The following is an 18030-nucleotide window of genomic DNA, read 5'->3' as shown; positions in this document are numbered from 1 at the left end:
AATTTATGAGATGGCTTCTTTGTAAAGAAATTTGCCTAAGTCTATGACTGATTTTAAAGGAGGATTATCTGCCAACTCGAAAGTGGCGTTGATGGCTTTTTCTATGAAAATGTCTGTTTTCTCAAAGCTTGGGGATTCATCTTTCACCCAAAAACGCATGATAAACAATAACTGAGCCCATGATGCTTCCTGAAATGTAGTAGATTTTATTTTTTCCAAACGTTTCACATCAGTGCTGATGTATTCCGTAAAAATCTCTTTGGCGTAAGCCTTAAAGTGAATTCTTAAATCTTGCAGTTTACTTAGTTTGTCAAACTCTACGGCCGAATTTGGCAATGACTGAAGCACGTAGCTTCTGTTTGCTGTGAGTAGTTCAAAGAATGTAAAGTAGAAACTTAGAAGTCGCTCTTTAGGAGCGTAGGTTTGATAGGCCTCATTCGCATGAAGCATTTCTAAGGTTTTCTGAAAGAAGGCTGAAAAAACAGCTTTCTCTACTGCCTTAAAGGAGGCATATTCGGCATAAAAGTCCGATTCCTCCATTTTATTTTCTTTACAAAAAAGGTATATGTTTTCAGGTGCTGAGCCATGCTCAAGCGTCCAGTTCATATAAAGGTCAATGATAGATTTTTTAGTTTTTGCCATGTTTCTGAGGTTTATTATAGAAACACCCTAAAAATCTAAATAGTTTAACAAAAGTTAAATTTATTTAAACAAAATATCTACTCTCTTCAAACTACTCGGTATAAGTAATTAATATTTTGAGGGGTTTGTTTAATACATTGGCGGAGTTTGCAGCCATGGTTTTTATGACTACGCTTGTGTTGTTAAAGTAGTAATCATATTCGTAATCTGGTCCACCATGATAATTAGGTGGAATGAAATTAGTAGAACTGTTATTTATATAAACGGATACATTGATAATTTGAGCTGCCGTAAGACCATGGGCTATACTTTCAGTACCACCTTCGGTAACAGGAGAAGTGGCTATTATGGTTTTAAGCTTTATAGCAGGGGATTCATCACCTAGTTGGGTGAAGCCAGTAGTATTTACATTTTCAGTTACTTCTAGATTTCCGTTTACTTTTAGGCTATCATCTTCAAAATTTCCATAGATAAGAGGTGTTTTTGAACTTGAGTTTTCTATGTAGAGTCGGTTGCTTCTTATTTCAAGGGCTCCCGAGCTGTTACCGATAAAAATACTACCGTCCCGTGAAAATCTATCAGAAAGGTTCGAAGAGCTCCCTGACTCCGCACCGATATAAACGTTGTTATTTCCTAATGTGTCTAATCGACCTGCATCATATCCTAAAGCAACATTACGACTACCGGACTTAAGTTTTAATAATGAACGCATTCCAATTGCAGTATTTACGCTACCCGAAGAATTGGAAAACATTGAAAAGTTTCCCATGGCGGTATTGCTTTCACCGCTTACGTTATGATATAATGATTCACTACCTACTGAAGTGTTATAATAACCTGTTGTATTTTTGAACATTGAGTGAGAGCCTATTGATGTATTATTAGCACCATTTTCGTTTGCCGAGAGACTAAGTGCACCTATTGATACGTTATGCGAACCCGATTCATTTTTTTCGAGAGAACTTCTTCCTATTCCAACATTGCCACGACCAGTGGTGTTTGTTTTAAAAGCGTGATAGCCCATGGCTACATTATAATGGAAAGAGCCATCATCATTTAGTCCAACAGAATCTCCAATAAAAATGTCATTTCCATTTGAATTTAATTGAAATGTATTATCCTTGAAATTAGCAACTTTACGCCCAGATAAATAAAAACTTATTTCCTCGTTATACAACTTAGACTTTATATTTATTCTAGTGCCAGCTAACGAATCTTGATATGATTTTGCAAATATGCCATTTAAAGGATCTAAAATTACAGACTGGGCAAAACCAATTTGAATAGTAAATATTGAGAATAGGATTGTCTTTAATAGATGGCTAGTTTTCATATTGCATTTTAAAGCAATTATGAAAAAAACACTATTTAAAACATAATGTTTTATTGGTCTCAGAAATAGTTAAAACTATGCAATTTATTGCATTTCGCTTTCAGCTTCTAAAAATGTGCTATTTTGGTATATGGATTTTCAAAGATCAAACGGGCATAGTATTTCCAGACTTACAGTTCACATAGTGTGGTCAACAAAATATCGCCATGCAGTTCTAAGTGGGGATATCAAGCTTCGTTGTCGTACCTTGTTGATACAGATTTGTGAGGCAGAAGGAGTTCAAATATTGAAGGGAGTCGTTTCAAAAGATCATGTACACATGCACCTGGAATACCGTCCCTCTCAGTCGATAAGTCAATTGGTTAAACTGCTAAAAGGACGTTCATCGAGGAAGTTGCAAATGGAGTTTCCTGAATTGAAGAAGCGTTACTGGGGTCGCCATTTCTGGGCAATAGGCTTTGGTTGTTGGAGTACTGGAAATATTACCGATGAAATGGTTAACGAGTATTTGGATCATCATAGAAATCCAAATGAGAGTAATAATACTAATTTTATCGTCGAATAGGCAGACTTTCAGTCTGGACTCAAAACTATGGACTTTCAGTCCATAGTGGTTTATTTTACGGCATGGCTTGTACGAATAATTGGTCTATTTTAAATCTACAGGCAATACCTGATTACTCAATAATTCTCCAAATAAGTCCCATCTTTTTTGCGGATTATCAGCCGTTCCTCCCTTGCTTTCTATGTAGTTTTTGACCAAGTCTTTTCCGTAGTTATAGTTGATTACGTAGCTACGGTATTTTTTTGTGAAAGCTATTCTTTGTTTGGCCTTTTCAGGACTGTAAAAGCCGTATTTGATTAGATAGTCTATTCCTTCCTCATCTGTCATAGTGCCATTGAGCACGCCTCTGGCTACTTCATTTCCAGCATAGTTTAATTCGCCAACAAGTTCTAAGGCGGCAAAGTAATTAGTAATTCCTGTGGTATCTAAGCCAGCAAGTGGCAAAAGAACCTCTTTTGCAAATTTCACTTTATCGTCACCAGGGAATGCCACGTCAATACCATAATTGGCAGAGCCTTCGGCAATCAAAGATTGTGGACTAAAAAGGGGGTAAATACTGGTTTCAATAAGTCCTTGTTCATTGTAAAGGTTTTCTTCTAGCAACATATTAAAAACATGATGCCCAGGGTAGGACTCGTGACTGCCTACGTCAATCACACGCTCTATGGAAATAGGGAAATCGGTGTTTATCTGAATCAAAGAAGTGAAGTTTCCTTGGTACCAATTATAACCACTCCAAGCTTTATCAGTGACAAATTCTAGGCTGAAGTTCTCATTTGCAGGAATAGGGTAGTGCTTGTGGGTTCTTTTTCTAGCTTCCGCAATAGCAGCTTTCATCACGGTATCTAGTTTTTCAACTGGAATTATAAAACGCGAAGCTAAACTTTGAAATCTGTCTTGTAAGCTTCCCGAACCATCTAAAAATGCATCTAACTTATCAATAGATTCGTCAAAGTGAGCAGTATCATAATGAGGAGCCTCTACACCAAAAAGAGCCTTGGATTCTGTGTCAAAGTCAGAAGTTTGACCGCCAACTATTCTAACTCTTTCCGCATAAGCGTTTAGCTGAGCACTGATGTAATTGGCTCTTTTGATATTGATGCTATCTTTCTCCGCACTCAAATAGATTTTAAAGTTGTCTTGAAGCGAAGTAATCTTTTCTAAAAACTCATCTTTAGGAAATGTTTCATACTCCACAGGCTCAGGTTTTAAACTATCTGAGCCATAATAAGCATCTACAAAATCAGCATCTTGCTGCCCAATCTCCAAACCAAGTTTGACATATTCCGTAGCTAGTTTATCTAGCTCTGGTTTGGTGTTTTTTTGAGTTTGGCAGGCGGTTATTGCGATGAAGAGTATTAGGAGTTTTTTCATTTGGCTAAATTAATAGAAAAGAATATTAATCATCTTCTAGGTGATTGTCAAAAATACATATTCCATCATCTCCACTTTTTTCTCTAAGTTAAAAATACACCGAACGGGGTATTGACTAGCGATTCATAAATATCTTCATTTGAATTCTCTATACATACGGGAAAAACACCCTAATTGAAATGGGTGATTTTCATCTTGTATGAGGGATGAATAAATTCAAACTTTGACACATGATAATAAACCACAAAAAATAAAATACCCTGATAGCCGCGATATAGTTTTTCTAAAGGGCGTGGTGAACTAAACAGAGTTTCATTTGAGAAATGGCCGAAAGTTGGTTTCTAGCCTAACTCTTGAAAGGCATGAACAACAACTATGCTCGTTTATAAGAATCACAAATCACATTTATTGAATCCTGAATTTGTAAAAAGTGTACTTGGGCAGGGAGTGGAAAAAGAAGTATTACTGAAAAATGCAAGTAAACTAAAAGTAAGTAGGAGAAGATTGGGTGTTTTAACAAAAGTTAATCGAAAAACTATAATATCATGAAAAAAGTATTTTTATCATCATTTTGGCAAAGATGATATTGGTGTCTTAGGCTGTGATACTATGATTAATACTGCTGATTTTGATGGGGTAAGTTTTGCGGCTATTAAAGCATTGGAAAAAAGAACGTCTGATTTGAAACTAGAAAATGAGCAATTAAAAGGACTAGCAGTACTCTCTAAAGAGGTGAATGAGTTAAAAGCTATGTTATCTAACTATTCTAAATTCTTAAAAACTACATCTAATAAAACGAAATGATATGAAATTATTAAAAGTATTATCCCTTCCAGTTATTGCCTTTATTCTTCAAGCTTGTCCTGAATCAGAAAAGGAAGAAGTGGTTCCTGAAATTATTCAATCTGCATCTATTGTTGAAAGCACCATCAATTATAATGAATTGGAGGTGAAGTATAATTTTGAAAACTTGCAAGAAAGTAACAGGGAATTTGGTATATGCTTTGCAAATAGAAACTACTCAAGTTTAGCCAGTATTGATGATTCTACGAGGTATTTTTCTAATAAAACAGGTGGGGTGGTTCTAGAAAATCTAAGTAATGATACAGAGTATTCAATTCGTCCATTTGTAAAAACAACCACAGGGGTAATTTATGGAGAAGAAATAAAGCAAAACACTAAGGGCTTGGTAGGAACGACTTGGATATTTACCAGTATTTTGAAAGGAGATACTTTGATAGGGGAAGTTAAATTCACTGGTTATCAAGAAGCTGTTTTTAATGGCCCTCAGGGCAATTTAAGATCGTTGTTTTCTATTATGAGGAATGAGGAGTTTGTGCTTAACGTTAATTATGAGAGCGGTGTAATTTTAAGTTATCCAGGCATCATAAGAGATGAAGATAATATGGATTTTGACGCTGCGTGGAATTTTTATAGTAGGCAATTTCACACTTGGTTCGCAGTACGTAAATAATGCTGGGCATTCGGTAGAATTATAGCCTAGCTTCACCGAAACAAACGGTACTATTTGCTTGCGGGAAATGAGCAGGTTTACTGAGTGGACAAGAAACAGTTAGTATCCTTAACTAACAATTAAATCTAACATATTATTTCATTTATAAACCATAAAAAAATGAATAGACTTTACTACTTAAAAAGAATAATTATTTTGATTACGCTTTTCTCTACCGCCAGTTATGGGCAAACTGATCAAGAAAGAACTAAAATTACAAATTCTTACAATGTGAATAAAATTAAAGAACTACAACAACAATTTAATGCTAAGGCACAAAAAGAAAAGCAAGCAGCTTTACAAGCAGCTGACGTAAATAATTGGCCTATAATAATCGAAGAAAATGGCAAATATGCAGAATTACAACGTTTAGCTCTCGATGGCTCTCCTATTTATTATGAAACATCTAATTATGATGCTGCAAGTTCAACAAGAACAGACCATCTTAACTTAGGAGGTTCTCTAGGCTTGTTTCTTGATGGTCAAAACATGGTGGCACATGTTTGGGACGCTGGCCTGGCAAGATCAACTCATCAGGAATACGATGGTCCAGGAGGAAATAATCGCTTTTCTATTGGAGATGGTTCATCTACATTACATTATCATTCAGCCCACGTTACAGGTACAATTATTGCTTCGGGAGTTCAATCTGCAGCCAAAGGGATGGCACCACAAGCTCAAGCAATAGGATATGATTGGAATAGTGATTTACCCGAAGCAACAGCTGCAGCTAATAATGGGATGTTAGTTTCAAACCATTCTTATGGTTTTAGAGCAGATCTTGTACCTGATTATTTTTTCGGAGCTTACATAACAGGATCAAGAGACTGGGATGACTTAATGTATAATGCACCTTATTACCTAATGGTTGTGGCAGCTGGTAATGACGGTAACACTAATTATAACGGCAGTCCATTAGCAGGTAATTCGGCATATGATAAATTAACAGGGCATTCTACTTCAAAAAACAATATGGTTGTGGCTAATGCACAAGATGCTAATCTTGATGCTGCAGGTAATTTGATATCAGTCTCGATTAATAGTAGTAGTTCTGAAGGACCTACTGATGATTTCAGAATTAAACCGGATATTACAGGGAATGGAACTGGGGTTTATTCTACTTTCGAAAGCAATGATACTGATTACCAAAGTATCACAGGAACATCTATGGCCTCGCCTAATGTTGCAGGCACATTGTTGATATTGCAGCAACACGCAAATAATTTAAACGGAAATTTTATGCGTGCAGCCACTTTGAAAGGATTAGCACTTCATACCGCTGATGATGCTGGACCAAATGGACCAGATGCAGTTTACGGTTGGGGGTTATTAAATGCAAAACGTGCTGCAGAAACATTAAGTAAAAATGGGAACGGAACTCAAATTAGTGAATTAACATTGTCTCCGGGTCAAACTTATCAAGTCACTGTAGATTCTGATGGCATTAATGACTTCGTTGCATCACTGTCTTGGACAGATCCAGCAGGAACAGCTACAACAGTTACAAATTCACCTACTTCTAGACTGGTAAATGACTTAGACATAAGAGTTTCTCAAGGCGGTACGATTTATACCCCTTGGAAACTAACTGGAGTAACTACCAATGGCAAAGGAGATAATGATGTAGATCCTTTTGAGCGTATAGAAGTAACAAATGCTAGCGGCACTTATACAGTAACAGTTACTCATAAAGGTTTATTAACAACCGGAAGTCAAAACTATTCGTTAATCATGACTGGATTACCCAGAACGGCTGTTGAATGTAATGCAACTACGCCAGCAAATGTAGCTTTAGCTACTCTTTCTGGTACTGCAGCAACCATTGCATGGACCTCTGTTCCTGAGGCTTCCTACGAATTGCGTTACAGAGAACTAGGTGGATCATGGAAAACAATGACTGTTGGAACAAACTCTGCTAACCTAACTGGACTTACTCCTGAAACATCCTACGATGTTCAAGTGAGAAGTAAATGTGGAGACAACTCAACATCACCCTACAGCAGTTCTGTTAGTTTTGTGACGACACAATTAATTTACTGTAACTCTTCAAGTTCTAATAATAGTGATGAATATATAAGCAGAGTACAATTAAATACCATAGAAAATAGTTCTGGGCCCCAGTTTTATTCTGACTTTACCCATATTTCTACAAGTCTAACCCAAGGTCAATCGTATTCAATATCTGTAACACCTACCTGGACCGGAACTATTTATTCCGAAGGCTATTCCGTTTGGATAGACTATAATATAGATGGAGACTTCGACGATTCTGGTGAGCAGGTTTGGACTCAAGCTCCTACACAAAACACGCCAGCTATTGGTTCATTTACTATCCCCTCAGGAATAATACAAAGTAATACCAGAATGCGTGTTAGCATGAAATTCAATGCAGTGCCATCTGCCTGTGAAAATTTCACTTATGGTGAAGTTGAAGATTACTTAGTTACCTTAGCCCCCAGCCCCCCTCCATGTCCGCAATCACTTTCCCTAAGCATGGCGGATAATTATAGCTCAGGCATTGTGTTGAAAGAAGCAAGCAGCACGATAGGTACTATTCTGGCAGCCAATAAAATCACGGGTAACGCTAAGGTTGCTTACAAGGCCGGGCGTTCGGTAACTCTAAAACCCGGCTTCTCTGCTATTAGTAGTGGTGAGGCTGTATTCTTGGCAGAAATGGGTGGGTGTATGGAGTAGCTGTTTTTAATGGTTGTAAATTTAGAACCCTTTAATGGGGTATTTACTAACGATTCTTATTTTGTTCTTTCTATGCTCTTGTGAGCTTAAATTGGAACCCGTAATTAACAATTGCAAAGAGGACGTCTTGGTAAAGTATAGGAGTGCTATTGCCAGAGATAGAGGAATTTAACCTTGAAAACGCCATCTTATCTTATGATTTTCAGGGGATTAGTGATGAAGAGATTAATTATGTTCATAAGGAAGAGCTAGTTTGGGGAAAGGTCTTTCTGAATAATACGTCTTCATTTATTCGGACAAAGGATATATAATTCTGGAATCAATTATTATAGGTACTACGAATTTTATTCTTTTGAGCAATGCAATAAATTAAATTCGCTTGGCTGCGATAATGGGAATATTTCTTTTTTGGGTTCAGGTTGCAATGGTGAATATATCTGGTCTGATGCTGGAGTGAGCGGCCGCAATTTAAACGCCTTTGAAGCCTCCGAAAACTACAGTTTATCACAGCTGAACTATAGTGTTAAATGCAAGGAAAATGGTTGTTTAGGAAGCCCAAGTGCAACACGTTCACTAAAGCTTGTTCCGTCCTCTCTTTCGTATTCGCCAGTCTTAGATTCTTACGGAAATACCCAAGCAATAGAATATATAAAATCTAAAGAAAAACTAAGCGGTTCTGCCAGCCAGAAGTTTTCTGCAGGAAATTATATCGAATTAAATAATGGCTTTGAAGCTACTAACAGCAATGTATTTAGTGCCGAAATTAAAACTTGCATAGATGGAATAATTCGCTTGTTGATATATGAAAGAAACTGAAGTGTAGTTTTGGGTCTTTGATTTGAAATTTTAGGTAAATAAAAAGAGAAGGTGGATTTAGTTTGCTATTCTTGAAACCCGCTATCACACTACAAAATCAAAACCCTCATTCCACCATCAAGAGCTATGATTTGGTCTGAGTAGCACAGAATTAATAAGAATAGTCATTATGTCTTAAACTAGTTTATAAGTTGTTGCATAGTTTAATTCTTGAAAAATACGCCGATTCGGTGTGTTTAATCTCATTTTTGGAAATATATTCTTTTGGCTTGTCTATACATAGGTGAAAAACACCCTATTTAAAATGGGTTTATTTCCCGTGGTATGTGGGATGAATAAATTCAAGCTTTGATACGTGATTTAAGCCACCAATAAAATGCAAAGAATTAAAACAGAGACTAGGCTTAGCAGAGAGTAAATGGTAATTTATCGTCACAGAAGGTAATAATATCTGGAATGCTGATGTCGATTTTATTGCTTTTAAGCAGGCAGAATATGAGAATTATTAAGGCAGAAATATAGTTTTCTGGGTAGGGTGAACAATGCTGACTCCATATAATCAAATGGTTACGAATTCAAAAATATTAAATAATAGAATCTGTAAAGGATTAAATAAAATTTAAAAACGTAAAAAAAAACATGAAAAAACTTATACTAATTGCATTGCCCTTATTAATTTCTGGATGTGCTTCAAAGTACTTTGAGCCTTTGTATTTAAACAAACCAGACATACCAGAAATGCCTAAACTTTCTTACTTAGCTGAACGTAATGTACCTGCTTTAGAGCGGAAACAATTGGCATTTACATTATTCAAAAAGATGCAGCCAAGCACAGAAGATTTTTACAATAATCTCGAAACTAAACTACAAAAATCTAGACCGTCTGTAATAATAGGTGTACCAGATGAAGCTGGTAAAAATTCGGATGCAAAACAGGTTTCAAATTCTCGTAGTGAATCTGAGATTTATAGAACAGACGGTTATTATAATGATGCAGAACAAGCTATAGAAGGTGCTCTGCTTAGAAAAGGTTTTAATGTTTTGGATCGTTCAAAATTTGAAGCCAAACTAAGAGACCTAAGAGATAGAGCAAATGATAACAGATATTACTGGTATTCAAATTATGATAAATTACTTGAAAACAAGGAATATGATGTTGTTAAAAATATGCTTGAAGAGGAGTTAACATCAGGTAAGATAACACAAAAAGATTATATAGAAAGGGTTGGGGATGTTGATAAACTAAGTCAAATTGGTTTACCAGGAAAAAAAAGGACAGAGGATGAAATGAACGACATAGCAGAAGTTATTCGTGCGGCACAAACTGGCGAAGATCAAGCGGATTATTTATTACAGATTAATAAAGTAGTTGTTTCAGATGCCGGTAATCAATTACTGTTTTTTCAAGAGCAGCCAGAGGTTAAAGATTTTATGAATGATAATCCAGGACTTAGTTTTGGAGATTTACCATCAGCATTGCCGTCAAGTATAGCCTCGCAATGGTTAAGAGTTGATTTTAATGCGAAGATGATTGGTGTCAAAACTGGTAGTATAGTTTGGTTGGGCTCATATCAATTGGAATCATGGGCTGCGGAGCCTATCAAAATATCATTTGATGTTCAGCGTAAAGTTTCAAATTCAGAAATGATAAATGCAGCAATTAGAAAACATAATGCTGAATTAAAGAACCTGTTTAATAAGTTAGAATATTCTAATTCAGAGTTAAATACAGCATATGAAAAAGCAATTACCCGAAAGAAGTTCGACAAGCCATATCAAGTAGATAAATATAAAGCAGATATCCAAGAAAGCATTGAGTCATTAGAAAATAAGAGAAAAGGCTTAATACAGGGTTTTGAAAATAAAACAAACCAGATTCCATCAGAAGCATCATTGGATTGGAAATACTTTTATACGGTTAGTGAGCCGAATGTCCAACCCAACTTATTAGTTGAGGGAGTTTCCAGCATTGCAGGAAAACAAAAGCTATTGAATCATAGGAAGGAGCTTATTCGTGAGGTGACCCAGCAGCTGATTAAAACTATAGAACTTAAATAAGATACAATCATTAAATCAATTGATAATTTATAGAACTTAATTAAAAAGTGTGCCTAAGTACTACAAATTTCACAAAGTCAAAATCCCCATCCCGCCATCTGGAGCTATAATTTGTCCTGTGGTGTAGGGGATTTGTCCTGTGGCTAAAGCACTTACTATAGTTCCAAGGTCTTTTGGTGTTCCCATTCTTCTTTCCGGAATAAGTCCGTCTTTAGCCATTTTTTCATATTTCCCTTTTACTCCGGCAGTCATGTCAGTTTCTATGACACCAGGCTGAACTTCATATACAGGAATATCATATTCACTCATTCTGATAGCGAAACTCTTGCTCATCATGCTCAAGCTGGCTTTGGCCATGCAGTATTGTGTGCGGTTTACAGATACGGCTCTGGCAGAAATAGAAGTGATATTAATGATACAAGCCTCAAAGTCTGGGTTTGCTGTTTTTAATTTGATTAGCTCATTAGCACCTTTTTGACTTAAAAAGTAAGTGCCTTTCTGAACTATGTTCATGATGTAATCAAACTCTTCCTCGTTGATTTCCAACATGTCCGTTCTCACTTTAGGAGCTACTCCGGCATTATTAACCAAAACATTGAAATGGCCGTAATGTTTTAGCGTATTTTGAATAATTGATTCTCTGTCTTCCGCTTTAGAAATATCACCTTGGCAGTAGATTACATCTTGACCGTAGGCTTTTAATTCATCTAAAACTTCAGTTACTCCGCTTTCGTCTCTAACGCCGTTTATGGCTAGGCTGTATCCTTTTTCGGCTAATGCTTTGGCTATACCTAGGCCTATTCCTCGGCTTCCTCCGGTTATTAATGCTACTTTCATTTTTATTGTTTTAGCCTTTAGCTACGGGCTTTTTTTCTTTGCATTGAGAATGCTACAATGTGGAAATGTTTCAATGCTCAAATAGTTGTTTTAATTCATCTATTGCATCCTTGGAGCATTTAATCCTTGATGCATTGCAACAAAAATTCTAGAAATTATCTCCTTTTATCATTGAATCCTTAGAACATTGAATCATTTCAAAATACTACATCTTACTTCTAATCTCCTTAACTACTTTTGCTTCTGGCATAGCTTTGTAATATGGGTCTAGTGGGAAACAGCCTGAAATAAGACCGTTTCTTGGTCCTGTGGTACAGTCAGAAAAAGTTCTACAGATTTTGTTTCTTTTTACCACTTCACCTTTGATGATATCTGCAGGCATTTCTGGGTAGCTTAAAACCATTCTACCAAAACCCACCATGTCTGCTTTTTTATCATCTAAAACACTTTGGGCTACATTTGGAAGCCACTCTTGCAAGTAAGAGTACGCCGAACCAATAATTACCATTTCAGGGAATTGAGACTTTATCTGTGCTGTTACATTTATTTGACGTGCCACGCCTATAAGCGGGTCTTCAGGTGGTAAATAACCATCAGAAGGTGGGAAAATTGCAGGTCTTGTAAGGTGCGGGTTGTAATATGGACTTCCGCCGGTGACGCATATTAGTTCTATGCCTAAGTCTTGGGCTAGTTTGATAAATTGAAAAGTTTCCTCTAAATCTTCTGAAAGACCATCGTCTGCACCACTAAAAGCATATTTATAGCTTTTCTTATCATTGAAAGGTACTCCAACACCATCTTCATCTGCTTTAAAAGGAATCCAGTCAAAAGCACTTAATCTAATCCCCATTTGCAAGCCTGGAGCGGCAGCTTTTATTCCCGCCACTATATCTCTCAAGAAGCGAGTTCTATTTTCCATGCTTCCGCCATACTTTCCTGGACGGTCATAAGCAGATAAGAATTCATGCCCTAAATAACCATGACAGTGTTTGACGTCTACAAAGTCAAAACCGGCTTTCTGAGCTAAAACGGCCGCTTTGATATAATCTTGAATTAGGCTGTCAATGTATTCGTCGGTAAGAATTGGGTAATCCTCACCTAGTCCTTGTTTTTCATTTAAAACAGGGTGATAGTACAAGATTTTAGGCTCCATCTTGTGTTTGTCGTAAGGTTTGCAAAATCTCCCCGAATGGGTGAGTTGCAGGCCTACCATTAAATCTGACGTTTCGCCAAACTGTGCTCCATGCTCTTCGTATAGCATTTTGTGGAGGTCTTTGAAATCTTGAAAGTTAGCCTCATTGATCATTAGCTGATTAGGGTTGGCTCTTCCTTCTGGGTTTACTGCTACGGCCTCACAGCCAAATAGTAATTTGGCTCCGCTAACAGCGAAATTTTTCCATCTGCGTTTAGTATTTTCACTAGGCTTTCCGTCTGTGGTGCCATCCCAGCCTTCCATTGGAAGTATGCAAAATCTGTTACCTATTTCAGAGCCAGATTTTAATTTTATTTTTTCTGCAAAAACAGAAGAATCGCCAGATTCTACTTTATGACTAAATGGTAGCTCTGCTCCAATCTCGTTTAAATGCTCAGTAAACTTTTCAGCTGTTTTAAGTTGAGCTATTTTCGGATATTTTGCTTTGTTCTTTTTACTCATTTGTTTCTAAATTCTTCTATGCAGTTAAAAAATGCGTAATCTGGTTTTCCTTTAATCATTTTGTCAATATAAATCGCTAATTCTCTCATGTGATAATCTCCCCACATGCTAGACTCATGACAAGCTATTTTTTGACCAGCAGGTACATTATCCCAACCATTTGGTTCATGATAAATGCTGTGAAGCAAAATGCCTTGATGTGCAGTTTCTTCTGAAATATAAGGACTACCTAATAGAGCCCTTGCAGATGTTAAACCTGCTTTGGTGTATTTGTCTTCATTAAGAATTTTGCCTAATCTAAGTAAGCCCTGAGCGGCAATAGCTGCTGCAGTACTATCAATCGGTTCAAAATCATTATAAGGGTCAGAATCTACTGCTTTGTAGTCGCCTAGTTTGTATAAATTAGGTGCTCCAGTATCCCAATATGGTATTCCGTCTTTAGCGGTGTTTTCAATAAAGAAATCACATGTGGCTTTTGCTCCTTTTTCTAAAAGGGAAATTAACTCCGCTTTAGGGTAGGCTTCAGGAAAAGCATTTTCAGGTACTTTCTGGAAGAATTCTAATTCCTCTGCAAAACCACAAACAGCCCAAGATAAACCACGGGTCCAAGTGGTGAAGCCACTAAAACCTTGCTGTGCATTTGGCGAACGGAAGTTGCCATCATTGACATTGAAAATACACTCATGTGCCGTGCGTCCCCATTCGTCATATTTGTCTCTGCCTTCTCCGTAATACACATTGTATTTGGCGGTAGCCATAATATGCTTAATGCCTCTTTCTAGAAGACTTATGATTTGGTCATTTTCACCTTTAAACTGGTGACCCATAAAATGGCTTAGCATTAAAATCCTTACCGACCTTATAGTATCCACAAAAAGGGAATGCGGTCCGTTGAAAGAATATATGTAGCCGCCATCTTTAGTATCTGTCCATCTAGCTCCCTGAACTGTACCGCTCACTTTAAGAGCCATTTTATAATATTCGGCTTCCCATTCATTAAAAGGAATTAAGCCGTCATTCATAAACCTTAAAAGGTTTCCGTAGGTAGAAATATTATTAAAACCGTGGTCATGCACACCAATGTGGGTCAAATGAGAGCCCATTTTATTAACGGTGTTGTCTTTTCCAATTTTTAGAAATTGTTCATCGCCGGTGGCTTCAAACTGTAAGAGAGCCGAGCCATACTGAAAACCTTCGGTCCATTCAGTCCAGCCTCTTGATGAGTATTTTCCATTGACCGTGAAAACGGGAGCACCTTTAGAGCTATCGTAGTTTTTCTCGATATCAATTATCTTTTGTCCAGATAATTTCCAAAAGTCGGCCAGTTTTGATTGTAAATCTTTAGGGCTAAGGTTGAAATCAATTTGCATTGATAGTGCTGCTTTTTTGAGTGTAAAAATGTTGCTTCAAAGCCGCTAATAGAAGAAATATGGCATTGGATATTAAATCCAAGTCAAGTTTGACAATGGGTACCAAATGTATTTTTCTTATAGAGGGTTGAAATCGTGCCCTAAGTAATTAAAAAAATGGCAGATTTCATGGGTTTAATTATTGAAATGTTTTTTTTCAATAGTCCAAAAAAGAAAAAAGCAACATAGTATTACTATGCTGCTTTTTAGTATTAAGAGTATGAGGCGGTCAAAATTACCTACTCATATACATATTTCTCTTTTTATAAATATCTAAGAAGAACTCGTCTTTCAGGTCATCTATAAAGAAAATTCCTTCACCCGTCGACTTCATTTCCGGTCCTAGCTCTTTATTTACATTCGGGAATTTATGGAAAGAGAAGACTGGTATTTTGATAGCGTAACCTTTTTTGACAGGTTTGAAATCAATGTCTTTTACTTTCAATTCGCCTAACATAACCTTGGTAGCATAATTTACATATGGCTCTTGGTATGCTTTGCAAATAAACGGAACCGTTCTAGATGCTCTAGGATTAGCCTCAATGATATAAACGATTTCATCTTTGATGGCAAACTGAATATTGATAAGACCTTTGGTGTCAAGAGCTATCGCAATTCGCTTAGTGTATTCCTCTATTTGATTCATCACATTTTCAGATAAATCAAAGGCAGGTAGTACCGCATAAGAGTCACCAGAGTGAATTCCAGCAGGCTCTATGTGCTCCATGATACCAATGATGTAGGCATCTTCACCGTCACAAATGGCATCGGCTTCTGCTTCTACAGCTCCTTCTAAGAAATGGTCAAGAAGAATATTATTATCAGGGATATCGCTTAATATTTTGACAACATGCTGCTCTAGTTCCTGCTCATTGATAACAATTTTCATGTTTTGACCTCCTAATACATAAGAAGGACGCACCAATAAAGGGAAACCAAGCTCTTTAGAAACTTCAACAGCCTTATCGGCAGTTCTTACGGTAGTAAATGGAGGATAAGGGATATCCAGCTCTACAAGTTTGTCTGAGAATCTTCCTCTGTCTTCTGCAAGGTCTAATGCCTCCCATGAAGTACCAATAATTTTGATACCATATTTGGTCATTTTCTCTGCCATTTTAAGGGCTGTTTGACCTCCTAACTGCACTATTACACCCTCAGGCTTTTCATGCTGAATGATATCATAAACATGCTCCCAGAAAACCGGCTCAAAGTACAGTTTGTCTGAAATATCAGGGTCAGTAGAAACCGTTTCAGGATTACAGTTAATCATGATGGTTTCGTAGCCACATTCTTTTGCAGCCAAAACGCCATGAACACAAGAGTAATCAAACTCAATTCCTTGACCAATTCTATTTGGGCCAGAACCTATTACTAAGATTTTCTTTTTGTCAGAAACTATAGACTCGTTATCAGGATTATCCTGTGTTACGTTAAATGTGCTATAGTAGTAAGGCGTTTGAGCTGGGAACTCTGCCGAGCAGGTATCCACACATTTGTACGCTCTTTTAATGCCCATCTCTAGCCTTTTGGCCGAAACTTCACTTTCTAAACAGTGTAGTAAGTGTGCTATCTGTCTATCGGCGTAACCTTTTTGTTTAGCTTCTAGAAGCAAATTAGAAGGTAAATTGTCAAGTTTAAATACTTCAATTTGCTTTTCTAAGTGAATGAGTTCTTCAATTTGATGCAAGAACCATTTGTCAATCTTCGTAAGCTTTTGAATGGTATTGAAAGACAAACCAGCTTTAAAGGCATCATATATATGGAAAAGTCTATCCCAAGAAGGATGCTCTAAACTTTCTTTAAGAGCAGCTTGGTCTCTTAACTCTTTACCATCAGCACCAAGTCCGTTTCTTCTGATTTCTAAAGACTGACAGGCTTTTTGAAGTGCTTCTTGGAAATTACGTCCAATTCCCATGGCTTCACCCACGGCTTTCATCTGAAGACCTAATTTTCTATCGGCTCCTTTGAATTTGTCAAAATTCCATCTTGGAACTTTTACAATGACGTAATCAATAGCAGGCTCAAAGAATGCTGAAGTGCTTCCTGTGATTGGGTTTATTAATTCGTCTAAGTTATAACCGATAGCTAGTTTAGCCGCAATTTTGGCAATTGGGTATCCAGTGGCCTTTGATGCTAAAGCAGAAGAACGGCTTACACGTGGGTTAATTTCAATTCCAATTAACTGGTCATCGTCTGGACTCAAAGAGAACTGAACATTACAGCCTCCGGCAAACATCCCGATACCATTCATCATTTTGATGGCCATGTCTCGCATGTGCTGGTAAACGGTGTCTGGAAGTGTCATGGCCGGAGCTACCGTGATGGAGTCTCCAGTATGCACGCCCATGGCGTCAAAGTTTTCAATGGTACATATAATAATAATGTTACCAAGGTTATCTCTTAAAAGCTCTAGCTCGTATTCTTTCCAACCTAAGATAGATTGCTCTACCAATACTTCGTGAGTAGGAGAGGCGTGCAAACCAGCATCTAAAGCTTTGTCAAACTCTTCAGCAGAATTCACAAAACCACCACCATAGCCTCCCATGGTAAATGAAGGTCTGATTACTAGCGGAAAGCCAATTTCTTGAGCAATTTCTTTTCCTTCCAAAAATGAGCGAGCCGTACGTCCTTTACAAACGTTAACGCCTAATTCATTCATTTTAAGACGGAATTTTTCTCTGTCTTCGGTAGTCTCAATGGCGTCAATATCAACACCAATCATCTCTACATTATATTGCTCCCACAGCCCAGCTTCATCACAATCAATGGCTAGGTTTAGGGCAGTTTGACCACCCATAGTAGGTAAAACAGCATCAATAGGTTTCCCCATGTCAACATGTTTTTGAAGAATTTCTTTAATGTATTTCTTTTCAAGAGGCTTCAAATACACGTAATCCGCATTTAAGGGGTCCGTCATGATGGTAGCAGGATTTGAGTTAATTAGCGAAACTTCAATTCCTTCTTCTCTTAAAGAACGAGCGGCTTGAGAGCCAGAGTAGTCAAATTCACAAGCTTGACCTATAATAATAGGACCAGAGCCGATAATCAAGACTGATTTCAGATTGGGATTTTTTGGCATTTTTTAGAGGAGGTATTTCGATTTATTCATCGAAGCCCAAAGTTAATAGATGTTTT

The 18030-nt window shown here is 37.1% G+C and carries 13 protein-coding genes; 6 read left to right on the top strand and 7 right to left on the bottom strand.

What is annotated here, in order from left to right; genetic code table 11:
• Window positions 1-3: 3 nt before the first annotated feature.
• Both AC0L6O_RS14745 and AC0L6O_RS14740 read right to left on the bottom strand, forming a co-directional pair.
• On the bottom strand, window positions 4-642 hold the full coding sequence (locus AC0L6O_RS14745) for a TetR family transcriptional regulator C-terminal domain-containing protein (protein ID WP_473303406.1): 639 nt from the start codon (window positions 640-642) through the stop codon (window positions 4-6).
• A gap of 91 nt (window positions 643-733) precedes the next feature.
• Window positions 734-1975, bottom strand: a complete 1242-nt coding sequence (locus AC0L6O_RS14740) for a hypothetical protein (RefSeq protein ID WP_473303404.1) — start codon at window positions 1973-1975, stop codon at window positions 734-736.
• A gap of 130 nt (window positions 1976-2105) precedes the next feature.
• Here AC0L6O_RS14740 and tnpA point away from each other — a divergent pair, with 130 nt between their 5' ends.
• Complete coding sequence (tnpA, locus tag AC0L6O_RS14735; protein WP_473303403.1) at window positions 2106-2540, top strand: IS200/IS605 family transposase; 435 nt, start codon at window positions 2106-2108, stop codon at window positions 2538-2540.
• Between the two features lie 84 nt (window positions 2541-2624).
• Here the strand turns inward: tnpA and AC0L6O_RS14730 are convergent, their stop codons facing one another.
• A complete protein-coding gene (locus tag AC0L6O_RS14730; protein WP_473303402.1) occupies window positions 2625-3914 on the bottom strand; it encodes a hypothetical protein in 1290 nt (429 codons plus the stop codon).
• Between the two features lie 609 nt (window positions 3915-4523).
• On the opposite strand from AC0L6O_RS14730, the gene AC0L6O_RS14725 reads away from it, so the two are divergent.
• From AC0L6O_RS14725 to AC0L6O_RS14705, 5 genes are all read left to right on the top strand, one after another.
• Entirely contained in the window at window positions 4524-4718 is a 195-nt protein-coding gene (locus AC0L6O_RS14725) for a hypothetical protein (protein ID WP_473303401.1), read from the top strand.
• 1 nt (window position 4719) lies between these two features.
• Window positions 4720-5388, top strand: coding sequence for a hypothetical protein (locus tag AC0L6O_RS14720; RefSeq protein WP_473303399.1), 669 nt, complete (start codon window positions 4720-4722; stop codon window positions 5386-5388).
• Window positions 5389-5547: 159 nt separating this feature from the next.
• Window positions 5548-8121, top strand: a complete 2574-nt coding sequence (locus AC0L6O_RS14715) for a S8 family serine peptidase (RefSeq protein ID WP_473303398.1) — start codon at window positions 5548-5550, stop codon at window positions 8119-8121.
• Between the two features lie 408 nt (window positions 8122-8529).
• A complete protein-coding gene (locus tag AC0L6O_RS14710; protein WP_473303397.1) occupies window positions 8530-8937 on the top strand; it encodes a 3-coathanger stack domain-containing protein in 408 nt (135 codons plus the stop codon).
• A gap of 639 nt (window positions 8938-9576) precedes the next feature.
• Window positions 9577-10995, top strand: a complete 1419-nt coding sequence (locus AC0L6O_RS14705; RefSeq protein ID WP_473303395.1) for a hypothetical protein — start codon at window positions 9577-9579, stop codon at window positions 10993-10995.
• A gap of 69 nt (window positions 10996-11064) precedes the next feature.
• Here the strand turns inward: AC0L6O_RS14705 and AC0L6O_RS14700 are convergent, their stop codons facing one another.
• From AC0L6O_RS14700 to carB, 4 genes are all read right to left on the bottom strand, one after another.
• Window positions 11065-11832: a 3-ketoacyl-ACP reductase gene (locus AC0L6O_RS14700; protein ID WP_473303394.1), complete on the bottom strand. Its 768-nt coding sequence runs from the start codon at window positions 11830-11832 to the stop codon at window positions 11065-11067.
• Window positions 11833-12037: 205 nt separating this feature from the next.
• On the bottom strand, window positions 12038-13486 hold the full coding sequence (locus AC0L6O_RS14695) for an oxidoreductase (RefSeq protein WP_473303393.1): 1449 nt from the start codon (window positions 13484-13486) through the stop codon (window positions 12038-12040).
• On the bottom strand, window positions 13483-14856 hold the full coding sequence (locus AC0L6O_RS14690) for a glycosyl hydrolase (RefSeq protein WP_473303391.1): 1374 nt from the start codon (window positions 14854-14856) through the stop codon (window positions 13483-13485). The genes AC0L6O_RS14695 and AC0L6O_RS14690 overlap by 4 nt, the downstream gene beginning before the upstream one ends.
• A 274-nt stretch (window positions 14857-15130) precedes the next feature.
• Window positions 15131-17974 (bottom strand): carbamoyl-phosphate synthase large subunit, encoded by a 2844-nt coding sequence (gene carB, locus AC0L6O_RS14685; protein WP_473303389.1) that lies wholly within the window; start codon window positions 17972-17974, stop codon window positions 15131-15133.
• Window positions 17975-18030: the final 56 nt, after the last annotated feature.

The organism is Arcticibacterium sp. GJ41-1, from assembly GCF_055808875.1.
The sequence above is the reverse complement of the archived record's forward strand: the minus strand, read 5'-3'. Positions and strand labels throughout refer to the sequence as shown.